General features: G+C 50.2%; 25 protein-coding genes. 15 read left to right on the forward strand and 10 right to left on the reverse strand.

What is annotated here, in order from left to right; genetic code table 11:
* Positions 1 to 44 precede the first annotated feature (44 nt).
* The 3 genes from Q1A48_RS12910 to Q1A48_RS21855 form a co-directional block, all read right to left on the reverse strand.
* Positions 45 to 2,408, reverse strand: a complete 2,364-nt coding sequence (locus Q1A48_RS12910; RefSeq protein WP_299945478.1) for a M1 family metallopeptidase — start codon at positions 2,406 to 2,408, stop codon at positions 45 to 47.
* Positions 2,409 to 2,590: 182 nt separating this feature from the next.
* On the reverse strand, positions 2,591 to 2,878 hold the full coding sequence (locus Q1A48_RS12915) for a hypothetical protein (protein ID WP_299945481.1): 288 nt from the start codon (positions 2,876 to 2,878) through the stop codon (positions 2,591 to 2,593).
* Between the two features lie 93 nt (positions 2,879 to 2,971).
* The gene (locus Q1A48_RS21855; protein WP_366523413.1) at positions 2,972 to 3,211 is read right to left on the reverse strand and encodes a GTP-binding protein; all 240 of its coding nucleotides are present in this window, start codon (positions 3,209 to 3,211) and stop codon (positions 2,972 to 2,974) included.
* A gap of 681 nt (positions 3,212 to 3,892) precedes the next feature.
* Between Q1A48_RS21855 and Q1A48_RS12920 the strand changes: the two genes are divergently transcribed.
* Genes Q1A48_RS12920 through Q1A48_RS12935 form a run of 4 tightly spaced genes read left to right on the forward strand, consistent with a single transcriptional unit; the run spans position 3,893 to position 6,794 of the window.
* Positions 3,893 to 4,603 carry a hypothetical protein gene (locus Q1A48_RS12920; RefSeq protein ID WP_299945484.1) on the forward strand — a complete coding sequence of 237 codons (711 nt, stop codon included), beginning with the start codon at positions 3,893 to 3,895 and terminating at the stop codon, positions 4,601 to 4,603.
* Between the two features lie 13 nt (positions 4,604 to 4,616).
* On the forward strand, positions 4,617 to 5,120 hold the full coding sequence (locus tag Q1A48_RS12925; RefSeq protein WP_299945487.1) for a DUF2306 domain-containing protein: 504 nt from the start codon (positions 4,617 to 4,619) through the stop codon (positions 5,118 to 5,120).
* A gap of 8 nt (positions 5,121 to 5,128) precedes the next feature.
* Positions 5,129 to 6,214: a histidine kinase gene (locus tag Q1A48_RS12930; protein WP_299945490.1), complete on the forward strand. Its 1,086-nt coding sequence runs from the start codon at positions 5,129 to 5,131 to the stop codon at positions 6,212 to 6,214.
* A complete protein-coding gene (locus Q1A48_RS12935; RefSeq protein ID WP_299945493.1) occupies positions 6,189 to 6,794 on the forward strand; it encodes a response regulator transcription factor in 606 nt (201 codons plus the stop codon). The genes Q1A48_RS12930 and Q1A48_RS12935 overlap by 26 nt, the downstream gene beginning before the upstream one ends.
* Positions 6,795 to 7,036: 242 nt before the next feature.
* Here Q1A48_RS12935 and Q1A48_RS12940 read toward each other — a convergent pair whose 3' ends face one another.
* Positions 7,037 to 7,564: a MarR family transcriptional regulator gene (locus tag Q1A48_RS12940; RefSeq protein WP_299945496.1), complete on the reverse strand. Its 528-nt coding sequence runs from the start codon at positions 7,562 to 7,564 to the stop codon at positions 7,037 to 7,039.
* Positions 7,565 to 8,284: 720 nt separating this feature from the next.
* On the opposite strand from Q1A48_RS12940, the gene ectA reads away from it, so the two are divergent.
* The 10 genes from ectA (at position 8,285) to Q1A48_RS12990 (ending at position 16,999) form a co-directional block, all read left to right on the forward strand.
* Positions 8,285 to 8,815 (forward strand): diaminobutyrate acetyltransferase, encoded by a 531-nt coding sequence (gene ectA, locus Q1A48_RS12945; protein WP_299945499.1) that lies wholly within the window; start codon positions 8,285 to 8,287, stop codon positions 8,813 to 8,815.
* Between the two features lie 21 nt (positions 8,816 to 8,836).
* Entirely contained in the window at positions 8,837 to 10,144 is a 1,308-nt protein-coding gene (gene ectB, locus Q1A48_RS12950; RefSeq protein ID WP_299945502.1) for a diaminobutyrate--2-oxoglutarate transaminase, read from the forward strand.
* A gap of 274 nt (positions 10,145 to 10,418) precedes the next feature.
* A complete protein-coding gene (locus Q1A48_RS12955) occupies positions 10,419 to 10,823 on the forward strand; it encodes an ectoine synthase (protein ID WP_299945505.1) in 405 nt (134 codons plus the stop codon).
* A 17-nt stretch (positions 10,824 to 10,840) separates the two neighbouring features.
* The gene (gene thpD / locus Q1A48_RS12960; RefSeq protein ID WP_299945508.1) at positions 10,841 to 11,785 is read left to right on the forward strand and encodes an ectoine hydroxylase; all 945 of its coding nucleotides are present in this window, start codon (positions 10,841 to 10,843) and stop codon (positions 11,783 to 11,785) included.
* A gap of 319 nt (positions 11,786 to 12,104) precedes the next feature.
* Positions 12,105 to 13,547, forward strand: coding sequence for an aspartate kinase (locus tag Q1A48_RS12965; RefSeq protein ID WP_299945511.1), 1,443 nt, complete (start codon positions 12,105 to 12,107; stop codon positions 13,545 to 13,547).
* A gap of 410 nt (positions 13,548 to 13,957) precedes the next feature.
* Positions 13,958 to 15,433 (forward strand): sodium/proline symporter, encoded by a 1,476-nt coding sequence (locus tag Q1A48_RS12970; protein ID WP_299945513.1) that lies wholly within the window; start codon positions 13,958 to 13,960, stop codon positions 15,431 to 15,433.
* 211 nt (positions 15,434 to 15,644) lie between these two features.
* Positions 15,645 to 16,007 (forward strand): MerC domain-containing protein, encoded by a 363-nt coding sequence (locus Q1A48_RS12975; protein WP_299945516.1) that lies wholly within the window; start codon positions 15,645 to 15,647, stop codon positions 16,005 to 16,007.
* Positions 16,008 to 16,017: 10 nt separating this feature from the next.
* Complete coding sequence (locus Q1A48_RS12980; RefSeq protein WP_299945519.1) at positions 16,018 to 16,383, forward strand: DUF2796 domain-containing protein; 366 nt, start codon at positions 16,018 to 16,020, stop codon at positions 16,381 to 16,383.
* Positions 16,373 to 16,525, forward strand: coding sequence for a hypothetical protein (locus tag Q1A48_RS12985; RefSeq protein WP_299945522.1), 153 nt, complete (start codon positions 16,373 to 16,375; stop codon positions 16,523 to 16,525). The genes Q1A48_RS12980 and Q1A48_RS12985 overlap by 11 nt, the downstream gene beginning before the upstream one ends.
* A gap of 6 nt (positions 16,526 to 16,531) precedes the next feature.
* Positions 16,532 to 16,999 carry a Fur family transcriptional regulator gene (locus Q1A48_RS12990; RefSeq protein WP_299945523.1) on the forward strand — a complete coding sequence of 156 codons (468 nt, stop codon included), beginning with the start codon at positions 16,532 to 16,534 and terminating at the stop codon, positions 16,997 to 16,999.
* Positions 17,000 to 17,966: 967 nt separating this feature from the next.
* Here the strand turns inward: Q1A48_RS12990 and glmS are convergent.
* From glmS to pdhA, 5 genes are all read right to left on the reverse strand, one after another.
* Positions 17,967 to 19,796 carry a glutamine--fructose-6-phosphate transaminase (isomerizing) gene (gene glmS, locus Q1A48_RS12995; protein WP_299945526.1) on the reverse strand — a complete coding sequence of 610 codons (1,830 nt, stop codon included), beginning with the start codon at positions 19,794 to 19,796 and terminating at the stop codon, positions 17,967 to 17,969.
* Between the two features lie 53 nt (positions 19,797 to 19,849).
* Positions 19,850 to 20,620, reverse strand: a complete 771-nt coding sequence (locus Q1A48_RS13000; RefSeq protein WP_299945528.1) for a DeoR family transcriptional regulator — start codon at positions 20,618 to 20,620, stop codon at positions 19,850 to 19,852.
* 133 nt (positions 20,621 to 20,753) lie between these two features.
* Complete coding sequence (locus Q1A48_RS13005; protein WP_299945530.1) at positions 20,754 to 21,956, reverse strand: dihydrolipoamide acetyltransferase family protein; 1,203 nt, start codon at positions 21,954 to 21,956, stop codon at positions 20,754 to 20,756.
* Positions 21,953 to 22,948, reverse strand: coding sequence for an alpha-ketoacid dehydrogenase subunit beta (locus Q1A48_RS13010; protein WP_299945532.1), 996 nt, complete (start codon positions 22,946 to 22,948; stop codon positions 21,953 to 21,955). The genes Q1A48_RS13005 and Q1A48_RS13010 overlap by 4 nt, the downstream gene beginning before the upstream one ends.
* Positions 22,949 to 22,950: 2 nt before the next feature.
* Entirely contained in the window at positions 22,951 to 24,042 is a 1,092-nt protein-coding gene (gene pdhA / locus Q1A48_RS13015; RefSeq protein WP_299945534.1) for a pyruvate dehydrogenase (acetyl-transferring) E1 component subunit alpha, read from the reverse strand.
* A gap of 160 nt (positions 24,043 to 24,202) precedes the next feature.
* On the opposite strand from pdhA, the gene Q1A48_RS13020 reads away from it, so the two are divergent.
* Positions 24,203 to 24,439, forward strand: a complete 237-nt coding sequence (locus Q1A48_RS13020) for a hypothetical protein (protein ID WP_299945537.1) — start codon at positions 24,203 to 24,205, stop codon at positions 24,437 to 24,439.
* A 366-nt stretch (positions 24,440 to 24,805) separates the two neighbouring features.
* On the opposite strand, the gene Q1A48_RS13025 is transcribed toward Q1A48_RS13020, so the two are convergent.
* Entirely contained in the window at positions 24,806 to 24,985 is a 180-nt protein-coding gene (locus tag Q1A48_RS13025) for a hypothetical protein (RefSeq protein ID WP_299945538.1), read from the reverse strand.
* Between the last annotated feature and the right edge of the window lie 146 nt (positions 24,986 to 25,131).

A 25,131-nucleotide genomic window follows, 5' to 3' on the forward strand; every position in this document is an offset into this window, starting at 1 on the left:
GGGTCGACACAAAATAGTGGCAAACTGCGCCCCTCTTAATGGGCTTAGCCCGCCTCTTTTAACTCGACATCCCAGTCTTTCATCAGGTTGCGCTTCTTTTCATCCTTAAACAGTTCCAGGCGCGACTTGATAATACGGCGCGGGTAAAAATTATTCTCCACGTTTACATCCGCGGTTTCCCAATAGGGGTCCAGTATCACCTGCTTGAGCCTCTTGCTTTTGTCGCGTACCAGCAGCTTGGAAGTCTTTTTAGCATTGCGCGCCCAGATCTCGGCTGGTATGCGCAGGTCTTCAACACTCCCATCTTCGTACTCCAGGCGTAAGAATAAGGGCATCACCAAGCCACCGATATTGCTGAAATCCAGCACATAGACATTACTCTCTACCTTAAGTAAGTCCTTTTCCCAGTCCTCCAACCCTTCGAGCTTGCCCTGATAACTATTGCGGTCGGCATTGGAAACATCAAATTCGTCGTGCTTGTTATAGAAGTCTTCGAGCTCGGGTTTGGCGTCAACAATACGAGGTAATTTTCTCGCACGGTTTTCAATAGCCGTCACTGTCTTCGGCTCACGTTCACGCTGAGCCCGCTTCCACGGTCCTTCTACTTCAGGATTCTTGGTGCCTACGGTGTAGTGGTGCACCGCGTCGAGGCTGATATCCACATTGTCAGTGGTATAAAACCAGCCGCGCCAGAACCAGTCCAGATCCATACCCGAGGCATCCTCCATGGTGCGAAAGAAATCTGCTGGCATTGGTCGCTTGAATTTCCAGCGCTGGGCATATTCACGGAATGCAAAATCGAACAGCTCGCGCCCCATGATGGATTCACGCAAAATATTCAGTGCCGTTGCGGGCTTGCCGTAGGCGTTATTGCCAAATTGAAGAATCGATTCCGAATTGGTCATAATCGGAACCTGATTCTCGCTTTTCATATATTCAACAATTTTTCTCGCATCACCACGACGGGACGGATATTTCTCTTCCCATTCCTGCTCAGCCAAAAATTGCACGAAGGTGTTGAGCCCTTCATCCATCCAGGTCCACTGGCGCTCATCCGAGTTGATGATCATCGGATAGTAGTTGTGTCCCACCTCGTGAATGATGACCGAGATAAGTCCATACTTTGTGCGGCGGGAATAGGTGCGCTTGCTGCGATCCTCCTCATCGATTTCCGGGCGCGGACCATTGAAGGTGATCATCGGGTATTCCATCCCACCCACAGGACCGTTGACTGAAATAGATACCGGATAGGGATAGTCAAAGCTGTAGCGATTGTACACATCGATTGTATGTATAATGGACTCGGTGGAATACTTGTCCCACAGCGGCGTGCCCTCTTCGGGATAAAAAGACATCGCTATGGTGTCGGTGCCACCCTTCTTATAACCTTGCGCATCCCACAAGAATTTGCGCGAGGACGCCCAGGAAAAGTCGCGGACATTTTCTGCCTCAAAAACCCAGGTCTTACGCTTGCTAGAACGGCGCTTTTCGTTCTCCAGCGCCTCTTCCTTAGTGACGATCATCACCGGCTTCGAAGCGGTGTGCGCCTTCCTCAGGCGTTCACGTTGTTGCGTGGTGAGCACATCCTTTGGATTCTGCAGAACGCCAGTGGCAGCAACAATGTGATCGTTCGGTACGTCGATGGCTACGCGATAATTACCGAACTCCAAAGCGAACTCCCCGCGTCCGAGAAACTGCTTATTCTGCCAGCCACTTACATCGTTATAGGCGGCCATACGGGGGAACCACTGGGCTATTTCGTACAGGTAATTATCATCGCGCTCAAAGTACTCATAGCCAGAACGGCCCCCAAGTGCTTTCTGCTCAATCACGTTGTACGCCCAGTCAACCTGAAAGCGCACATTAGCGCCCGAAGCCAGTGGTTGCGGCAGGTCAATTCGCATACCTGTATCGACAATTGTGTAGGGAAGGTCGCGGCCCCTATTATCAGCCACCTTGGTAATCTGGTATCCTCCAGGAAACTCACTAGATACGACTGCCCGGCGAAAGCTTCCGAAAGGGATAGTATCTGGCGCAATGGATTCCAGATTCACCGCTGCCGCCAAATTACCGGCAGAATCCGGTTTGAAGCGGTTTTGGTCCAGCTGCAGCCACAAATAGCGCAGGGTATCCGGAGAATTATTGGTGTAAGTCACTGTCTCAGAAGCGATGATCAGTTGCTTATCATCATCCAGGGAAACCTTGATATCGTAATCCGCCTGCTGCTGCCAATAGGCGTGCCCTGGCGCACCCGAAGCTGCTCGATAGGCATTTGGCGTGGGCAAAAGCGCTTCCAGCTGACGAAACTTGTCTCCGGTGATATTCAGGGGGTCCGCGGCAAAGCTCTCGGCAATGCCGGACATGACAAGTAGTGCCGCTCCCAGGCGGCCGAGTAGATGTCTGTTCATTGATTTACTTCAGGTTGCAACTAAGCGCAGTTTAGGTATGCACTGTCTTTGAGAAAGTTATTGTCAAATTTACCGCAGGTGATTCCGTCTCAGGAGACCAAATAGTGATGCTTCTAACCCGCCAATATTTTAAAAATTGTTGCTTTTCAGCTTGTTGGCAAAAAGCATAGGGGCCTGCTCTATCAGCCATCCCCCAGTGCACCGATCCAGGAAGACTCCATCCTATCCCAGTCCCGCTTCTTCCAATCTATTACCTCTATCCGGCTTTTCATCGTGTCATCAAGTTCCAGAACGGTCAAGACCTTGTCCGCCTTGTTAAACCCGAATACACCCTGCTCGCTGATAAAAATTCCCTGCCTTCTTCCAACTCCAGCACCACGGATCAGAGAAAAAATCCTTTCATAATCAGGAGCATACCTGGAAGCAAAGTGCCAATTGCAGCTGTGATAACCCTCGCCACTGTTCTCCAAGCGGATATAACCACACTCAGGAAGCGGTTCCTGTTTATTCGCCGGCGCGGTAGAGTTGGCTGTTCATGCTGGTGACCAGAGGCAATCTGGAAGTCAATCGCTCCCGATGCGACCTTGTTTTATCATTTGAGGTAGTTTTTCTTTGCCGTTGCCCCAAAATAAGAGAAAACAGCGTAGATTTCCCAAATCTTGGGGGCCATAGAGGTCAGACTTGTTTGCCACCACCAGATCGGCCACCGCCAACTGCTGGCAAATAGTCTCACCGCGCCGGTAGCGTTCATCCTCAATACACCCCGCATCGACCAGCGTACTAATAAGATCAAAAGTATCCAGACAGGGTGTGGGCTAAGCTGTGATATGAGATAGATTTGGACCTTTGGAAAATCCTTGAATATTATGCCAATGTCTAGATACTTATTTACCAATTTGTAGGTAGTAGTAAGCGGCTAAGCACAACCGCTTTGCATTTTTGGCGTGACATGACAGATTTGCCCCTTTCTACCCCATTTTGTGGTCCCGGAAAATAGTGTCATTATCTTGAACTAGTCCAAAAGAGAGACCCCTGGCTTTGCCGGGGAGGCACAGCAACTCCAGTGTGTGAGCCGCCAAGCAACACACAAAGGAGTCTCCATGAGACAAGTGGACAGTTTAAGTCACACGAAATGGGAGTGTAAGTACCATATAACTTTTATCACAAAAGTATCGTAGACAGGCAGCCCCCTTTGGGGGCCCAAGGAACGTTAGTTCCGTACAGACCGCCTTGAACGTTTCACGTTTAAAGCCACCGGCTTCGCCGGTGTCTATTTACTGAGTCAGTTGCCTGTAGTGCTATATCGTTTATCTCTTTGCGGAGAAAAAGTGCGAAGCCTACTGGCAACTGACCGCTTTTTCTACTGCTAAAGATATGCACTTAGAAGTTGAATTTGGGCTTCATTTATTCATGACATTTGTCACTTACTTCAAACGATAACTTATTAGATGATATAGTGAATTTCAGTTAACTTGGTTATTTATATGGAATCAACACTAAAAAGACTGGTAAAAATTAGCCTATTATATGCCATTTTTATTACCATACCAGTAAGTGCAACAAACAATAAAGTTAGTGACATAACTGACGCTTACTTAACTAGAAACTTAGTGGCACTGAATACAATAAAAGCACAATCAACCTCCGCTTCATCTTATGAAATGGCTTATATGAATTATCGATTAGGACTGTTATTGATGTTTAATGACAAAAAAAATGACGCTGAACTATTGTTAGATGAAGCAGAATCCATTCTCACTAATCAATCGATAGAGAGCAGCTCTCTTAATTATAGTTTACTAGCTTCAGTGTATGCACTTAAAGCTGGTTTAAACGCGTTTAGTGGTGCTATTAATGGTAAAAAATCAACAGACGCTATTAGAAAGGCTCAAAATATTGACAGTAATAATCCGCAAATTTGGTTAGTAAAAGGACTTAATGCGCACCACACACCAAAAATATTCGGTGGCAGTAATAAAAAAGCAATGCAGTTTTTTAGCAAAGCTATTTCCTTATACTCTCATGATATAGATAGAAGTATTTACTGGGGGCTTGAAGAAACTCTAGTTTGGCGAGCCATACTACATAAGAAAAACAAACAGACAGAAGAGGCAATTAATGATCTTAAACAAGCACTTAGATATAATGAAAATTTTTCATGGGCTAAAGAACTCCTTGTGAAATTCTCGGCATAAAGGGGCTATTAGCATGATTTTCTATCACTCATTAGGCTTTGCACATACCTTAGCTGCCTTAGCCGCTTTACTCTCAGGTACCGTGATACTATTTAAAAAGAAAGGTAGTTCACATCACAAAATACTTGGCTACACTTACATTGTTTCCATGGTATTTACCCTGGCATCTGCTTTTTCAATTTATGATCTATTCGGCTCATGGGGCATATTTCATTGGGCTGCGCTTGTAGGGTCTTTTTCATTATTGTCCGGATTTATTCCTGTTATAATGAAGAAGCCAAAAAAGAAGTGGTTAAATAATCACTATCAGTATATGCTTTGGTCATATATTGGCTTAGTTGCTGCGGCGTTTTCTGAAGTAGGCACTAGATTACCTTCGATATGGCCTAGATTAGAAAATATATTTCCGATAGAGTACTTTTGGTTAGCCACGGTAGTTGCTTCTACACTAGTATGCTGCATCGGCGCTTATTGCATTTATGGATTAAAGCTCGGATCGCCAACTAACAATATATGATGTACTACATGACATTTAATTCAATTAAAATAAACGCACTAAAAAATAATAATTATATTTTTTTGCTCTACCTGTCTGTCTATTTCTTAAAATATGGCTTCAAACCATTTATCTTGTCAGAATTTATTTTAGATCTATTTATCTTGACGTCCTTTGCCTACCTATTTTTAAATAGTTTTAAATATGAAAAAGCAAAAAATTTTTACTTAGCTTTAATATTGGTTATCGCTATAATTACTTCAATTTATAATTATAGCGCCAGTGTATTATTTATATTTTGTAGTGTTGCCGCCGAGAGTTTTAAAAGCGATAAAACTGCTGTTTTATGGTTATCGGCTATTGCTATTTCTATAGTATCCATCACCATCATATTTTCTTTACCCGCTTACTTTTGGTTAGTAGCTGGCTTGGTTTCTGTTATTGTTGTTGTCAATAAAAGAATAGAAAAATATAGAGATGAAAAAAATAAAACATTGTCATATCAAAAAATTTGGTATGCTACTTATAAAGAACGTGAGCGACTAAGCCAGGACTTACACGACTCATTGGGCATTTTATTATCAAAAGGAGTTTTACTCGCACAAGTTGCAGCCTATAAAGACAAAAAATTAACCTTGGATTCTAAACAAAAATTTGAACAACTTGAAATTTTAATGAGGCAATCCCTAGAAAGCATTCGGCGTGTAATCACTAACTCTCATACTTGTGACTTTTCAAAGCAAATAGCTGAGATTCAAGAAACCTTAAACCTGGCTCAAATCAAAACTAACATTACCATTGACGCTGAAATACAATTAAATGAAAGCCAAAAACAACAGGTGTTGTATATTATCAATGAATCCACAGCCAATATCATTAAGCATTCCAATGCAAATGAATGTGAAATCCAATTTACTAAAGAAAATAATGAGGCTAGATTAATCATAAAAAATAATGGATATTCACTAATTGATTGGAATAAATCGAATGGATTGAATAATATCAAATCCAGAGTTGAAAATTTGTCTGGTAATTATACCATTACCAATGATGATGGTTTTAACATATCAACCACGTTTCCTCTTAAGCATGACTATAAAAATAATAATTATTGAGGATCAAAGAACAATACTTGATGCTTTCGAGCTATTGTTAGATGCCGTACAAGAATTCGAAGTAATAGCAACATTTACTGACGCACACAAAGCATTAAACTGGATTAAAGAGCACACTGTTGACATGGTGCTTTCTGATGTAGAAATACCGAATTTTTCAGGATTAGAAATGGCTGAAGAAATAACAAAAGTTAAACCTGAAACAAAAATAATTATGTTGACTACATTTGCCAAAATTGGTTATTTGGAAAAAGCTCTCGATATTGGAGTTAACGGCTATCTAACCAAAGACATGCCAATCAATAAATTAATTGAATCAATGATTGCCATATATCAAGGAAAAACAATTATTTCAAAAAATTTAAATTTAGGAGTACAACTTAATCCTAACCCGTTAACCGAGCGTGAAAAGGATATATTACGACTTATTTCTTTTGGTTTAAATAATAAAGATATTGCAAATGAGCTACATCTTTCTACTGGCACCGTAAGAAACTACCTATCAATTGCGTTGGGGAAATTAAACGCTAATAGCCGAATGGAGGCTCTTAAGCAAGCACTAGATAATGGTTGGATATAAAGGCATCTCTAAAAATTACTTTTTGAATGCTAAATTCAACCATAGTCCGGGTCTTTTAGCCCATTAAAGCGGAGAAAATTTAATTTTTAGAGGTGCTCTTTCTATGCTTCACAGCTTTGTTGGTCACGCAGTAACATTTGTTCTTTAAGTTCACCGCAGCTATAAAATATTTTTTGGCTGCAGGTAAAGGCTGCTCCAAAAATTGCTTGCAAGTTGATATAACCTACGGCCTTAGCTATTGCTTATTCCGATTCCTTCGCTGATTCCGGGTAGGCACCTGTTTTTTCTATCGAAGGTGTTAACCTGTCAATTGTACCAACATCAAGTACCGGAGAAGCATCAATATGTTGCGCGTCCATCATATGCGCTACACGTTGCAACGCTGCGATGATCATTGTTTGTTCCCACTCTTGCAGATCAGAAAATTGTCGGGTGAAATGTTCCTGCAAGGGGATTGGGGCGTTCTTTAGTACTTCCAGAGCATCATCCGTCAGATGGGCGTGAACTTTTCGTTTGTCTTGGGCTGAACGCTCACGGTAAACCAGATTACGTTTTTCCAGTCGATCGAGAATAGTGGTAACTGTTGCCTGGCTCAGGCTGACCTCATTGGCCAGTTTGCCGATCGTGACCTCATTTTTGTCTCTGATCGTCTGTAATAACAAAATCTGCGGGGCAGTCAAACCACAGGTTTTGGCCAGGAATTTTGAGTGCAGGTCGGTAGCTCTGATGACGCGTCGCAGTGCGACCAGTACTTCTTCTATGCGATTCAAATTAGACTCTTTCTTTTAAGGTTGAACAGGGGGAGGATTATATTCCAGAAAGCGCCTTGCGCCGATAGGGGTATTCCTCCAAAGCCAGGGAAATCAGCCAGGCAGCGAAGTCCACCAGTATCAAATTAACAGGCTCTTCTGGTGGTGGATGATTCTCCTGATGAGAATACTCTCCTGTTTGTGTGCCAGGGTGTCAATATCAGAAACCCGAAAACACTTTATTTCTACAATCCGATCCACCGTCAGCCCAAAGGGCCTCATTTCAGCTTCCAGGGTGATAATCCACCAGTCTTTGCTGGGGATCGTCGATACCAGTAGAATCAGCCGCCGGTCGGAGGCGACCGCCAAAACCTCAATGCGGACTTCAGGGCGGCTTCAAATGCTTCCGTAGAGTCCGGTACAGGGGCCAGAGCCGAGTAATAAATGATCTCTCTCACCAGCCCCCCGGATTGAACAGACTGTTCATCTATTATGCAAAATAGATCCGGTTTTGTGCTGTTAATTCTGAAGTATTCCAATAACTATCCCAAAAAAACCGGACTTGTTTATCTTGTATGTTTAGTGTACGATACTTACAGATCTAAATAATATTTCAGAAAAAACTAGAATTTTATCTGGAAAAGTCAATTAGCCTCATTAAAAAATCTTTAAATTCAATACTTAAGTAGCTTATAGTGTATTTTATATATAGAGATCTAAATTAAAGTATTGAATGTAAAAATGCCTGAAACCCTGATAAAAAAGATCGAGTTACGTCGCCCGGTTGCTGAAGATGGCATGTCGGTTTTCAAATTGATTCAACAATGCCCGCCTCTAGATACCAACTCCATTTATTGCAATTTGCTGCAATGTGGCCACTTTGCCGGCACTTCAGTAGCCGCCAGTTCAGGAGGCGAGCTAGTTGGGTTTATCTCCGGCTATATGCCGCCGGAGAGGGTCGATACCCTATTTATCTGGCAGGTTGCTGCGAGTGAGCAGGCACGCGGCCAGGGGCTGGCAACCCGGATGCTCATGCATATTTTAAATCGTCCGCAATGTCGCAAGATTACCTACCTTGAAACCACCATTACCGAAGCCAATGCCGCTTCCTGGGCCCTGTTTACCGGTTTGGCCGGCAGGCTACAGGCAGGCATAGAGTCAGTCGTGGAATTTGACCGGGACCGTCATTTCGCCGGGGAGCATGAAACAGAAATGCTGGTTCGAATAGGTCCAATAGCGGAAGCCGAATTACTAAATTCGGCTTCCGCTTGATATAAATTAGGAAATATCATAATGAAAATTTTTGAGGAAATAGAGTCGGAGGTGCAGAGTTATGCACGTGCTTTCCCGCGCGTGTTTAACCGGGCCAAGGGCGAATTTATCTACGACGAAGAAGGAAATGAGTACCTGGATTTCCTGGCGGGCGCCGGCACACTTAACTATGGCCACAATAATGCGCTTTTCAAGGAAAAACTGCTTGAATACATTGTCAGTGCCGGTATTACCCATGGCCTGGATTTGCACACCAAGGCCAAGGGGGAGTTTCTCGAGGCTTTCAACGAAAAAATTTTGAAGCCACGTGGACTGGACTATGTGATGCAATTTACCGGCCCCACAGGTACCAACGCTGTTGAGGCCGCTATCAAGCTGGCGCGCAACGTAACGGGTCGAGAAACTATTATTGCTTTTACCAACGGTTTTCACGGAGTGACACTAGGTGCGCTTGCGGCGACCGGTAACTCCCACCATCGCGGTGCGGCGGGAGTCAGTCTCAACGGTACTGTTCGTATGCCCTACGATGGCTATCTGGGCGAAGAGATTGATACCAGTGCTTATCTGGATAAGGTGCTGTCGGACTCCAGCAGTGGCGTGGACAAGCCGGCAGCTGTGATTATCGAGACGGTTCAAGGCGAGGGCGGTATCAACGTTGCCAGTGTTGAGTGGCTGAAAAACCTTGAGATGGTTTGCAGAAGACATGGCATATTGCTGATCGTGGATGATATCCAGGCGGGCTGTGGTCGCACAGGCGCTTATTTCAGCTTTGAAGAGGCTGGCATCAAGCCGGATATTGTCACACTGTCTAAATCGCTAGGCGGTTATGGACTGCCCTTTGCCGTAGTGCTGTTCAAACCCGAATTGGATCAGTGGAAGCCCGGCGAACATAACGGCACTTTTCGTGGTAATAATTTTGCGTTCGTAACGGCTAAAGCCGCATTGGATCACTATTGGTCGGACGATACCTTTTCCAATGAAATCAAGCGCAAAGGCGAGTATATCTCCCAACGCCTGAGCGCCATTGTGGCGAAGTATGGTGAGGGCCAATTTACCACCCGTGGTCGCGGCATGTTCCAGGGAATAAACTGTGTCAATGGAGAAATCGCCGGGAAAATCACCCGAAGGGCGTTTCAATTGGGACTTATTATTGAAACCAGTGGTGCCGACGATCACGTAGTCAAGTTTCTGTGTCCGCTGATTATCAGTGACGACAATCTGAATAAAGGGATCGATATCGTTGAGCAGGCTATCATGGAAGTGTGTGCTAAAGAAAGCTCCATCCCTGAAGAGATCAATTACTTCGAGCTTGGCCGTCTGGCAAGCTAGCCGCGCAGTAGGCAGCGGGCGAAAAGCCATGCTGCCGTGTATTTGATGGAGGGACACAGGTTGCTCACTACAAGTATGACGTTTAAGGGGCCATCCCGGGAGTTGATTCACTGTCTCAGTGGGTGCGGTGATTTGTGGATTATGTCCCACTCCAATCACTTGTTGCTCAAAAAAGATCTTAAATTGTGCGTCTCGGGCGGAGAAATAGCACGGTCCGTGGATCGTTCAATAGGGCGATTGCAATGAAATTTATCAAAGAGCAGGAAAGCAATTAATGATTGTTAGAGATTTGGCGGAAGCGGAAAAAACAAATCGCAGAATCGTTTCACCTGACGGCAACTGGGAAAGCACCCGCTTGCTGCTCAAGGATGACAATATGGGATTCTCCTTCCACATTACCACCATTTATGAAGGGGCGGACTTCCAGATGCATTACCAAAATCATCTGGAATCCGTGTTCTGCATGTCGGGCGAAGGGGAAGTGGAAACACTGGTTGATGGCAAACGCTATCCCATAAAACCGGGTACCGTCTACATCCTAGACAAGCATGACGAACACGTATTGCGCGCATTTAAACAGATGAAGATGGCATGTGTATTTAATCCGCCCCTGAACGGTAAGGAGGTACACAATACCGACGGTGCTTACGAACTGGAAGCTGAACCAGTGACGGGTTGAGAAAGGGAAACATTAGGGTGAGAACGGCCTATACCTCTACTTCTGATCGCACCGAGGATCGCTATCCGTCCCGCGGAGGTCGCAGTGCCGCTATCCGAGAGCGTCAGGATCCAGTGGTTTACGCGAAAAAGGACGAGGATAGTCCCATAGCGCCTACTCTTGTGCGGCGATATAAAAAGCTGGGCTTTTTGTTGCTGAAAGGTGTATTCAGTGCCGAAGAAGTCACGGCTTTTCAGGCAGAGTCAGATCGTTTAAGGCGTGATCCGGGTATTCAGGCCTCCGGCGAAAGGATTACAGAGCTTGGTAGTGGGGATGTGCGTTCGGTGTTCAAGGTACACGCAATCAGTCCTGTATTCTCCAAACTGGCAAGTGACACCCGTATGGCCGGCATGGCGCAATACCTGTTGGGCGACCAAGTCTATATTCACCAATCGCGACTTAACTACAAATCCGGCTTTCGCGGCAAGGAGTTTTACTGGCATTCGGATTTTGAAACCTGGCATGTGGAGGATGGAATGCCGCGGATGCGGGCGCTGAGCATGTCGATCATACTTACAGAAAACACAGACAACAACGGCCCGCTGATGCTGATCCCCAGGTCACACAAGCATTATGTGGTTTGCGAGGGTGAGACCCCTGAAAACCACTTTAAAGCGTCGCTGAAAAAGCAGGAGTACGGCGTACCCAGTGATGACTGTCTCAGCCAGATGGCGAAGGCGGGAGGCATTGTGGTGGCAAAAGGAAAACCGGGCAGCATGATCATATTCGACTGCAATATCCTGCACGGTTCCAATGGCAATATTTCACCCTATCCCCGCTCCAATGTGTTTATTGTCTATAACGCGCTGAGCAATCGGGTGGGGGCTCCCTTTTGTGACAAGCCGCCGCGCCCTGAATATATTTCTAGTAGAGCATGTATTGAGCCCATCACCCCTCTGAAACCAGAGAAACTGAATGAATGACAGAAAAGTTATCTCTGTTAACAATATAATTCACAGACAGATCAAAGAACTGGAATGCATCCCCGGAACGTCGAAGCCGGCAGCCAAACCAAAACAAGCGGATGCTTAATCAGTGAGCCTGGATTTGACCATTTCCCTGGGAGTTGAAGAGCGGTTGGTTCAGATCGCTCGGAATGAACTCAAATAGTCGATACCGAACCGGATATGGCTTGACAGTGAGAATGCCAGTTGCTGTTAGGTCTGTGCTGTGATATTTCCCAGGACCGGCTAGTTGTACGTCGATGCGTCAATTGCGCAGAGGAAGACGACGAGAACGCTTATGACACTACACACCGTAGAAAAGATAGGTGGCACTTCCATGAGTGCGTATGCCGCCGTTCGCGACAATATTATCTTTAAGCTGGCAGGAGGTGAGGCTCTGTATCAGCGGATACTGGTGGTCTCTGCCTACGCTGGTATTACTAATCGCCTGCTGGAGCACAAAAAAAATGGCCAGCCGGGCATTTATGCCCTATTCGCCAGCAGCGTCAATGACAGTAGCTGGCAATCGGCATTGGCAGACTTAAAAGCTGAGATCTTCGCTATCAATGAAAGCCTGTTTGGCGAAGGGTACCTGCTGGAGCAGGCCAACCGATTCATAGGACAACGACTCGATGACGCCGAGCGATGCCTGAGTGATCTGCAGCGGCTGTGTCAGCACGGACATTTTGCGTTGGGTTCGCATCTGGCAACGGTGCGGGAGATGTTGGCCAGCATCGGTGAGGCACACAGCGCCTGGAATACGACAATGCTGCTAAAGCGCGATGATGTTAATGCTCACTTTGTGGATCTGACTGGCTGGCAGTGCGGGGACCATATCCCGTTGGATCAACGCATTGAATCTGCTTTTGAGCATCTTGACCTCAAGCATCAGTTGCCCATTGTCACCGGCTATGCACATAGCGAAGATGGTCTGATGTCGACCTTTGATCGCGGTTACAGTGAGATGACCTTTAGCCGTATTGCGGTATTAACCCAAGCCAGGGAAGTGATTATTCACAAGGAGTTTCATTTGAGTAGCGCCGACCCCCGCATGGTCGGCGAGCAAAATGCGGTTCCCATAGGCCGAACCAATTATGATGTTGCTGATCAACTGGCCAACCTGGGGATGGAGGCCATACATCCCAAAGCAGCCAAGGGTTTGCGTCAAAGCAATATCCCCCTGCGCGTGAAAAATACCTTCGAACCGGAACATTCGGGCACCTTGATTTCGGTTGATTACATCAGCGACACCCCGCAGGTCGAGATTATCGCCGGGTGCAAGGGCGTTTATGCGCTGGAGCTGTTTGATCAGGATATGGCGGGCAATATGTCTGGCTATGACGGGGAGATTCTTGGTGTCATTGGTCGGTTTAGGACGAGTGTCGTTGCCAAAGATATCAATGCCAATACCATTACGCACTATTTGTCGACTAACCTGAAAACAATCAAGCGAATTCGCCGCGTCCTTGAGGAGCGCTTTCCGGAAGCGGATATCAATCTGCAAAAGGTCGCGGTCGTTTCTGCCATTGGCAGCGATATGCAAATTACCGGTATTCTGGCCAAAGCCGTATCCGCGCTTGCCAATCAGGCAATCAGCGTACTGGCTATCCACCAGTCCATGCGTCAAGTCGATATACAATTTATTATTAATGAGGATGATTATCCATTGGCGATAAAGAGTTTACACGGATGTCTGGTGGAAGTGCATGATCACGGCAGAGCAATATCTCTGGCCTCCTAGTACCTTCTGATTTCGCATTTGGAAAGGCCCATGGAAAGAACCATGATGGAACGTGGTGCGAGCAGTAAGATCTCACTACATGGGCCGTTGAAGCAGTTTTGCACCTAGAGTTTGGGGGTTGTCAAGCTACCTGTTGATCCAAAATTTATCGCTTTTGGCGTTGTCTGAAAACTTGCATGTGATAGAACTGGAGTGAAACTGAGGTTTAGCTCTCGTTACTGCACGAAAGCGGTTTGGTTCGAAAGTCACGGCGGCCTTGCCGAACGCTGTGAGCAGGATTTGGCCACGCTTAATAGGTTGATCGGTGTGGATATCTGCTTTCATCGAAAATTACACAGGAATTTGTACCGCTTTTAAAACGTTTTTCCGATCAGAATTATCGAGCAGGTACTCCATCTAAGGATGCAAACATGATCGTTTCCTTTATAGGCTTTTTGTTGGCGTTTACCCTGATTGGATTATCCTCTATGTGGAAAAGCCGCGGTACCCGCCACGATTATTATATTGCCAGCGGTGCGATCAAGCCTTGGCTTGTGGGTTTATCCGCGGTTGCGACCAACAACAGCGGGTATATGTTTATCGGCGTTATCGGTTACACCTATGTTACTGGGTTGGCATCGATTTGGCTTATGTTTGGTTGGATCAGCGGCGATTTTCTGGCTTCCACATTTGTTCACGCACGCTTGCGTGCCGCCACATCGAGGTCTGATGAATTCAGTTATGCGGGAGTGCTGAGCAATTGGTACGGTGGCAATAATGGTGCTCTACAGCGCCTGATTGGGATTATTTCGCTTGTTTTTCTGTTGGCTTACGCCAGTGCGCAGCTGGTTGCAGGGAGCAAAGCCCTGCATGTGCTCTTTGACTGGCCCGCTTGGGCGGGCGCAGCGATGGGCACTGTGCTGGTGACCCTCTACTGCTTTGCCGGCGGCATTCGCGCATCAATCTGGACGGATGCGGCGCAATCCATCATCATGATCTTCGCCATGGGGCTATTGTTGGCCGTGGCTGTGGGGGCGTTGGGTGGGATGGATAGTGCCCTTGTTCAGATGCAAATGGTGCCCGGTTTACTCGATTGGTTTCCCCGGGATCTGGCCTTGCCGGGGCTGGCCGGTGGCGTGCTGTTTGCGATCAGCTGGATGTTTGCCGGGCTCTCCGTCATAGGCCAGCCACACATTATGATCCGGTTTATGGCGTTAGACGACAATACGAAAATGCGTCGGGCGCGGATCTGGTATTACCTGTGGTTCTTGGCATTTTATTCCATGGCCACTGGTGTCGGGATGCTTTCGCGCATTTACCTGGCCGATACGGGTAGCTTCGATGCGGAGTTGGCCTTACCCACAATGGCGCTAGAGCTGCTGCCACCAGCACTGGTCGGCTTGATTTTGGCCGGTATATTTGCCGCCACCATGTCCACTGCCGACTCTCTGGTGTTGAGCTGTTCGGCAGCCATTACCCACGATCTGTTCCCCCACAGGATCAAACGCACCGTGCTGGTTAAACTGGTGACTGTAGTGATTACTCTCGGGGCTCTGGGTTTGGCACTTATCAACAGTCAAAGCGTTTTCAGCCTGGTGATTATGGCCTGGTCGGCGTTGGCCAGCGCGTTTGCACCCTTACTCATTGTTCTGTGCCTCGGTTATCAGCCCAGTCAGCGGTTGAGCATACTTGCTGTTGTTTTCGGCCTGGCAGTAGCACTTTTCTGGCGATATCTGGGGTGGCATTCTGCCATTTATGAGGGTCTGCCGGGTATTTGCGCGGGATTGCTGCTACTGATGTCCTTACCTGTTCGACGCTCAATATCTAGCCGTCTGTCGAATGCACGCGTGAATACGAGTTCGGTTCAGCAGTTCAAGGCCGAACCCAGGTTGTTAGAAAGGCCCTAGTATCGGTAAATATTGCGACATATGCCTGCTGCAATAATTCAGGTAGCAAACAATGTACGAGGCCCGAGTGTGCCCGTTTACGAGGCAAGATCCCCAGTACCTTGCCCTGGGTTACTCTGGCAAACTACTTCATGATATGATGTATCATTACTTTATACTGTTGAATAAAGCGCCTTTCTGGGTTGAGCGCGAAAGGATTAGAAGAATTGTTGTGAGAGATATTGTAGGAATCTTCGCTTCCGGCCTATGCCTAGTGCACTGTGTGTTGACGCCAGTGTTGCCAGCCCTGGGTGGCCTCGGGTTTTTGGGCAGGTTCTTGGAAGAAGGGTTGCTCCACCTGGCACTGCTGGTGCCGGCATTAATCCTGGCACTGGCCAGTTTCCCCACCTCCTGCCGGCATCATCAGCGTCATGCGATAATGGTTGTCGGGTTTTCCGGGGCGCTGTTGCTGATAGTTGCGCTTTACCTTACGGGTATCTGGGAGATACTGGTCAGTATCGTGGGGGCCGGTCTGTTGATCATGGCCCACTGGATAAACCGGCGCTTGATACTACGAATGGCACCGGCTGACTAGGTGGGAGGCAGTGAAACCGAGGGAGCATATACTTCTCGTTTTGCGCAATACCGAGACGGTATCTGGTAATATCGGTGGTTATATGCACAGCAAGGCGATGACAAAAGTTGCGGCCGAGGCAGAAAAGAGCCACAGTGCGCTGAAGTCGCTGGCGGCGCACCTGGTGGGGTTCGAACATCCACCGCGTAGTTTTGCCCGGAGGCAGCTACAGGAGCAGGTTGTACGTAAAGTGGTCGAACCTGATTCCTTACTGAAATTTGTCGGCACTGGAGCCGGTTGCCAAGCGCCAATGTTGAGGCGCCTCATACTGAAAGGGAGAGTGGATACAACGGCGGCGCATACCGGTTTCCACGCTGGTTATAAATTTGAAGGTTAGAATCCGGCGTAATTCAAAAAGTGTCATCGTGGCGCTGTTTACGAGTTTTCCCGGTATCCATAAGATTGCAGCGCAGTGGCTTTGCCCCAATGGTCTGGGCGCCAGCCTGCTCACTGCAAAAGACAATGAACCACAGATGTAATAGGCTATGAAAGCATCCCAAATAAAACGGTCCTTGAGCGTGGCAGAGCAGACTTGCCGTAATTCAGGGGCCAGTCTGACTGAGAAACGCAGGAATATTCTTACCATATTACTGCGGTCAAAAACTCCACTCTCTGCTTATGAGATTGCAGAGCAGTACAAACGGGATTATGACAGTTCAATCCCGGCTATGTCGGTTTATCGAATGCTGGATTTTTTGGCTGAAGAGAACTTGGTCCACAAGCTTAATTCAGAAAACAAATATTTGGCATGTGCTCATATCACCTGTGATCACAGTCATCAAACCCCGCAATTTTTGATCTGCAATCGCTGTAGCAAAGTGCGGGAAATAGGTATCAGGCCCGAAGTCATCGCCGCATTGCGCGATACGGTTGAGCGTGCCGGGTATCACTTTCAAACGTCACAGCTGGAACTGGAATGTGTCTGCGATGAGTGCGGCCAGAATGCAGCTTAGTGGCAGATAAAGAACCGATACGCGGAGTACCGGCAAATGTGATTACCGACTTTTCTCGGTGTCGGTAAAACAACGGCAATTCGTTATCTTCTCGACAATAAGCCCGCTGATGAGCGCTGAGCCGTGTTAGGGCATGAGTTTGGTGAGGTGGGGGCTGGCGGCGCACTGTTTGAGTCCTGATGGAAAGGCACGGTATATATTCAAGAGGTACCCGGTGGTTGTATGTGCTGTACGGCCTGCCTATGCAGGTTGCACTAAACCAGTTGCTGGCCAGCGATCAAACAAATCTTTGCTGCCTTTCCCTTTACAATACAGGGCTTTCATGCCGACAATGGCAGTGAAAACATCAATTACACCGTTGCCGAACTGCTCGATAAGTTGCGGGTTGAATTCACCAAATCGCGGTCACGCCAAAGCAACGATAATGCGTCAGTGGAAAATAAAAATGGCTCGGTCGTTCGCAAGCTCTATGGTTATAGCCATATCCCCCAGCAGTATGCCCCGGCTTTAATCACTTCAATAGCCTGCATGTTTACTTCAGGTCTATTTCTGGATTGGAAAATACTCCTTTGATTCCCTCTCCTTTGTGGGGAAGGTAGCCATTAGTAGACTGTTGAAATTCGAAGAATTTCTACGCCTGGTACCGAAATATGGATATTTCGGCAAAATCGGCGAAATCTAAGTCGTTGATTTTGGGAGAAAATTGAAAATCACATTTTTCGCTTTTCGTGTTTTGAAAAAGGCAGGGTGCCTTTTTCAACAACCTGTTAGGGATAGAAAAACGACATAGCGGGCAGCTTTCTCAGTTTGATGAGCTAGAAGTTCGCGGTCTGGTCGAGATAGGGCAAAGAAAATCTTTCATTATCAGCGTCTGAGCTCTGTTAGGAAGTGTCTAGCAAAGCTCAGAAACGCTGAAAGTATTACGCTTCCTTGTAATTCAACAACTGGTAAACAGGCAGTGCCTGATTCATTCCACAGTAACCGATTTGGCCAGATTCCTCGGCTGGTCCACATCGGTCCCCTTCAGTAACGCCACATGGTAGCTGAGCAATTGCAGGGGCACCGTGTAAAGAATTGGCGCCAGGCTCTCGGGGGCATCCGGCACTTCGATCAGGGTAAGCCCTTCCTCACTGGCAAATCCGGCCTTGGGGCTCGCAAAGACAAACAGCTGCCCGCCCCGGGCGCGCACTTCCTGCAGATTGGACTTGAGCTTTTCCAATAACTCATTATTGGGTGCCACAACAATCACCGGCATATCCGCATCCACCAGGGCCAGGGGGCCGTGTTTGAGCTCACCGGCCGGGTAGGCCTCGGCGTGGATATAGGAAATTTCCTTGAGCTTCAATGCCCCCTCCAGAGCGATGGGGAACTCTACCCCGCGTCCTAGGAAGAGCGCATGGTTTTTCTCCGCAAAAGCCTCACTGGTGTGCCGCACAATTTTGTCCAGGCCGGTGAATGCTGCCATCAGCTTCGGTAGCTGGTGCAGGGCACCCACCAGCTCGGCCTCGCGCTCGCTGGAAAGCCCATTGGCCCTGGCCAGCGCGATACAGAACAGTTGCAGGGCCACCAACTGGGTGGTGAAGGCCTTGGTGGAGGCCACTCCAATTTCCGGGCCGGCCTCAGTCATCAGGGATAATTCTGATTCACGCACCAGGGAACTATTGGGTACGTTGCAAATGGTCATGGAGGCCAGATAGCCGAGTGCCTTGGCCTGGCGCAGGGCTGCCAGGGTATCCGCCGTTTCCCCAGACTGGGAGATGGTGACAAACAGGGTTCCGGGGCGTACTACAGTTTTGCGATAGCGCAGCTCGCTGGCCACTTCCACCGAACAGGGCACCCCGGCCCAATCCTCCAGCCAGTAGCGGGCCACCATACCCGCATGGTAGCTGGTACCACAGGCGACAATCTGCACCTGCTCCACTTGCGGCAGAATCTCCCGGGCGCGGGTCCCCAGCGCCTGGGACAACACCGAGTGTTCACCAATACGCCCTGCCAGGGTCGCCGCCACCACTTGCGGCTGTTCGAAAATTTCCTTCTGCATATAGTGGCGATAATGGCCCTTGTCGGCTACATCATGGCCACCATCCAGTTTGTGCACCGGGCGGCTGACCGCGTCACCCCGCTTGTCGCGCACAGAGATACCGCTGCGACGTACCTCCGCGACATCGCCCTCTTCGAGGAAAAGAAAGCGATCGGTCACCTGGCGCAGAGCCATGGGGTCCGAAGCAATAAAGTTTTCCTCAATGCCGGCACCCAAAACCAGGGGACTGCCGTAGCGGGCACAGGCCAGGACCTCTGGGTCCTCACTGCTGATAACGGCAAGGGCATAAGCGCCCTCCAGCATCTTTGTTGCCTTACCTACGGCGTCCACCAGGCTGAGCCCCTCTTTGCTCAGTGAGTGAATCAAGTGCGCCACCACCTCGGTATCGGTATCTGAGGCAAATTGATACCCCTTCTCCTGTAGCCCGGAGCGCAATGCCTGATGGTTTTCAATAATACCATTGTGCACCAGGGCGATAGGCCCGGACATATGCGGATGGGCATTTTCATCGGAGGGAACCCCGTGGGTGGCCCAGCGGGTGTGCGCAATGCCCTGATGGCCCTCGGCAGGCTCCTCCTGCAGTTTGGCCTCCAGATCGGCAACCTTACCCAGGCTCTTGCGCAATTGCAGCCGGCCATCACCATTGCGCAGGCAAACACCCGCCGAGTCGTAACCCCGGTATTCCAGGCGCCGCAATCCCTCCAGCAGAATTTCAGTGACATTGCGTTGCGCAAGGGCGCCAACAATTCCACACATGTTGATCTCCTCAAAAAACACTTTCTCATGTTCAGTTCTTTGGCTAAGCCAGGCTAGGCTCCGCCGGTCGTCTCTGCACGAATGACCTGCACCCCCAGCACCTCAAGTTGTTGCTGGGCACTGTCATTCAAGCCTGCATCAGTGACCAGGGTATCCACCCGTTCCCAGGACAGTTCCAGATTCGGAATGCGCCTACCCACCTTGCTGGACTCCGCCAATACCACCACCTCCCGGGCAACTTCAGCCATCACACGCGACAGTCCAATCTGCTCATTGAATGTGCAAGTGCCACGTTCCAGATCTATTCCATCAGCACCAATAAAGGCGCGGTCAAAGTCGTAATCCCGCAGCACCTGTTCCGCCACCCTGCCCTGGAACGCCTCGAAGTGGGGGTCCCAGGTGCCCCCGGTCATGAGCAAGGTGGGTTCGTTTTCCAATTCACGCAACGCATTGGCCACATGCAGAGAGTTGGTCATCACCACCAGGCCGCGTTTGCATTCCAGCTCGGGAATCATTGCCGCGGTGGTGCGACCGTAATCAATCACTATGCGGTGGTGGTCGGGAATGAGTGCCGCTGCTGCGCGGCCAATGGCGCGTTTAACCTCAGAGGGCGCCCCCTCCACCACCAGTTCCCGAGGCAGCGGGATTGCACCGCCACGGCGGCGCAATAGCAGTCCGTGGTTTTCCATCGCGGTCAGATCCTTTCGGATCGTAACCTCAGAGGTTTCGAAGCGTCGCGCCAGCAGTTCAACACTGGCCTCTCCCATCTCATTGAGAAGGTTCAAAATGCCGTGGCGACGCTGCTGTGTATTACGCTTGGACATGCATGGATAACTTTCGTTTCGAAACTTAAAGATAGCAAAACGAAAGATATGTTCCCAGCTTAATTTTCTGCAAGGCCAGGTTCCAGGGTGGGTAAGCGGTATTGCGGCTGATTCGTGGGGCTGAAAGCGCGGTTCAACCGGATAGCGCCTGCAACATAGCCTGGAGAAAACGCGCCAGCTCACCCCCGGTCACGGCGCGGTGATCGGCACTGATAGAGAGAGGTAGCAGTGGGCGCATGGCGGGCCAGCGGTCTACCACCACCACGCCCTGGCAGACCCGCCCGGCCCCGACAATTGCGACGGTCGGTGGCAACACCAGCGGGGTTGCGTAGCGCCCGGCGATAGCGCCGAAATTGGACAATAGTATGGAGCCTCCCTGTAAATCGCTCTGGGCGATGCCGGTTTCCCTGGCCTGGTGCTTGAAGTCTGCCACCTGTTGCAACAGCGCGTCATCCGAGCGCGCGGCGACATCCCTGAGCACAGGGACAAACAGCCCTCTTGGTGAATCCACCGCCAATCCGATATTGACAGTCTCTTGGGGGATCAGCTGATCGTCCCGGTAGAGGGCATTGAGGTTCGGCTCGGCGATACAGGCCGCCTGCAGGGCCCGAATCAGGCGCAACAGGGCAGGGGCGCTCCCCCACCAGTTGGAGATATCCGCATCATCGCACAAGGTTATCTGTGCCACCTGATCCCGTGCACGACTCATGGACAATCCCATGGCGCGCCGCGCCGGGGACATGGCTGTCGCTGACTCGCCGGCAGTGGCAGCGGCTGGTTTCACGGCGGTTTCTGCGGGTGCCTGGGGCTGGGAGCCGGCGGCATCACACACCTGTGCCGCAGTCACCCTGGCACCATCTTTGGAAAGCCGCTGTAAATCCACTCCCAGACGCCGGGCCAGGGCGCGCACCGAGGGCGTGGCAAGCCGCCGGGGACCCTGCGCCTGTTGTGGCTCGGCTTCGAGTACCTCCTCACCCCGTTCCAGGCTGCCCACCACGGTTCCGCTGTCCCCGCGGGCACCCTCCCCTGCGGCGGCTTGCACAGGCTCTGGCACCGCTTCACTGTCGCCGGGGCCCGGCTGCGCTTCCGCTTCCCCTTCGTCGGTGCCGGTAAACCCCACCAGTGGATCGCCGACATTGACGGTTTCATCCACTTCAGCAAACAGTTTTTCCACCCTGCCGCCCCAGGGCGCGGGCACCTCTACCAGTGCCTTGGCGGTCTCTACTGTCACCAGACTCTCGTGTGCGGCAATGCTGCTTCCCTCGCTTACGTGCCATTCCCGCACCACGGCATCGGGCAGTCCTTCGCCCAAATCGGGCAGGGTGAATATCTTCATAATCCCCTTCCTTTGGCGTAGTCTCGCACTTCCTTCACAGCCGTAACAATACGCGTCACACCCGGCAGATACTTGTCCTCCAACTGGTAGTAGGGCATCACTGTGTCGTAGCCGGTGACCCGCTGTACCGGTGCCTTCAGCAAATCGAAAGCATACTCATTGACCTGCGCAACCACTTCGGCGCCCAGACCGCAAAAACGCGCCGCTTCGTGTACCACAACGCAGCAGTGCGTCTTTTCCAGAGAGTCGATAACGGTGTGTATATCCAGGGGTTTGAGGGTAGCCGGGTCTATTACCTCAGCCTGGATACCTTCTGCTGCCAGCTGCTCCGCTGCCTCCAGGGTTTCCTTGAGGGCTGCGCCCCAGGCAATCAGGGTGATATCGCCCCCCTCGCGCAGTACGAAAGCGCGATCCAGCGGCAGTGCCTGGCCGGAGTCGGGCACCTCCTGGCGCACCGCCCGGTAAATGCGTTTGGGTTCCAGAAAAATCACCGGGTCCGGATCCCGGATCGCCGCCAGCAGCAGTCCATAGGCACGGGCGGGGGAGGAGGGCACCACCAAGCGCAGGCCGGGAATATGGGCAAACAGGGCTTCAGTGCTTTCCGAGTGGTGCTCCGGTGCGTGAATACCGCCACCGTAGGGCGCGCGGTAAACGATAGGGCAGGACAGCCGTCCGCGGGTGCGGTTGCGAAAGCGGCTCGCGTGGCTGAGGATATGGTCCAGTGCGGGGTAGATAAACCCCATAAACTGGAACTCCGCCACCGGGCGCAGCCCCTGCGCAGCCATGCCCACAGCAATCCCGGCAATCATGGTCTCCGCCAGCGGTGTGTCTATCACACGGGCGCCGCCAAACCTCTCCTGCAAGCCTTCAGTAGCGCGAAACACGCCACCATTAATCCCGACATCCTCGCCGTAGACAATCACCCTTGGATCAGCCTGCATCTCGTGGGCAAGGGCCTGGGTCACCGCCTGTACCAAGGTAATCTCCGCCATGATCAGCCACCCCCCTGCAGTTGCTGGTACTGCTCCAGGAAGGCCTCGGGCAGGGCCGCATAAAGATGGTCGAACATCGCCGTTGCGGCATCTTTCGGGGTTTCCTTATAGTTGCGTACCCCCTTCTCCAGTGTCTGGGTCAGCTCCCGTTGCAGCTCCTCTTCCTGGTTATCCCCCCAGAGGCCCGCACTGTCCAAATAGGTTCGCAGACGTACCAGCGGCTCCCGCGACCAGGCGTCACGCAAAGTCTCTTTGGACTGGTAGCGGCTGGCATCGTCGGCAGTGGTGTGATCGCAGAGCCGGTAGCTGACCGCCTCAATCAACGAAGGGCCGCCACCATTGCGTGCCAACCCGACCGCTTCTGCCACCGCCTGGCGCACCGCGATCACATCGTTGCCATCCACCTGCAAGCCGGGAATGCCCGCGGCAATGGCTTTTTGTGCGAGTGTTTTACAGGCGGTCTGCTCGGAGCGGGGCAGGGATATGGCCCACTGGTTGTTGTTAATAACAACCACCAGCGGCAGTTTCCACTCTCCAGCCAGGTTGATCGCTTCGTAGAAATCCCCCCGGGAGGTGGCGCCGTCACCACCACTGGCAACGGCTACGCGCGCGGGTTCGTTCAGGTGTGCATTTTTATATTTGAGGGCAAAGGCAACGCCCGCGCCATGCAGAATCTGTGTTGCAATGGGGACGCTTAGGGGGAGGTCCTCGCGGGCATGGCGAAAGTTCTGGCCGCGTTCATCCCCGCCCCATATGGCGTATATCTCCTCAATAGCAACACCCCGCTCCAGAAGGGCGCCCGTTTCCCGGTAATTGGGACAATAGACATCCTCCCCTCCCATGGCGGCGCCCACGCCCACACCTATCGCTTCCTGCCCGAGACTCGAGGGATAGGTGCCCAGTTGCCCGGTGCGCTGCATTTTCACTGCGCGACCATCCACCATCCGGGTCAGGGTCATTTGCCGGTAGTGGGCAACCAGGGCATCCGGTGTTGCGAAATCCGGCAGTGTCTGGGTTGTCTGTCCCCGCTCATCCAGATACTGCAGCGAGGCGATGTCGAAACTGGCAAGTGGCTGCATTCTGGGCTTGTGCATCGGGCTATTCCTTTTTGTTCCCGAAACGCAAGTTTAACGGACAAAAGGGGGAACTGAACCCGCGCGAAGAGAGAATACCCGCCGGAATTTAATACGCCACCGGAAAATTTTTGGAGAAAGCTGTCACTGCCGGTGCTTTTGGGCCGGGTGCTGCCAACCGATGATATTGCGTTGTCTGCCCCGCACCACGGCCAACTCATCCGCGCTCACTATGTTGGTGATTGTGGAGCATGCGCCCACAGTGGCATCTCTGCACACTTCCACCGGCGCCAATATTCACCGCCTCCCTCACGATGGCATCGCCCACATAGGCGGGGTGATTGACCTTGCTGCCAGCACCGATTTGCGCCTTTTTTGTCTCGACTGCTTTCTGTGCGACTCCTACAGTGGGTGTTGAAGCAGTGGGTGTTGAAGGTACGAAGGTCAACGCCACCAACGAAAAAAGCCGCGAGCCTGCCTTGCCCTCACTGCCGCAGTCCTATGCGGGTGACGGGCATTTACCCTCGAAAATTCCAGCCTGGATAAAAATGGTTAGAAAACGGACGCCACCACCGCGAGGATTAATGAACCTTACGTAAAGGAGCGAGTGCACTATGTAACAACGAATTTTTTCGCCTACCGAACGAGAATTTTGCTTGCCTGTAAGGGCCTTCCTCCAAAACCCATTCCCTCTCGACTTATTTACATTAATAGAGCTGGCCGGGCTTGTTCAACAACCAGATATGCTGCGGTAAGCGCAACATATCCTTATTTGTTATATAGTTTATTGTTTGGGTCTGAGTGTTTCAATAATCTTCGCATCCACCCAATAAGGGTTTCCTACCACATATCTACTTCCATCTTCTCTAAACTTTACATCTCCCTTCCAAAAAAATAAATATTTTCCATCGGGTGTCACTTTCGGGCGCTGCTCATAGAGTGCTGTATTTATCGTATTCCCCATGTTAATTGCTTCCCCCCATGAACCATCTTTCTTTCGAAAACTAATATAGATATCAGGCGTATTTTCACCTCGCGGATTCAACCTTGAAGCGCATACCATTTATGCGGCTTGTGCCGCCAAGTAATTATCCATTAAATCTTCTGGTG

The organism is uncultured Microbulbifer sp. (genome assembly GCF_947489355.1).
GTDB lineage: Bacteria > Pseudomonadota > Gammaproteobacteria > Pseudomonadales > Cellvibrionaceae > Microbulbifer.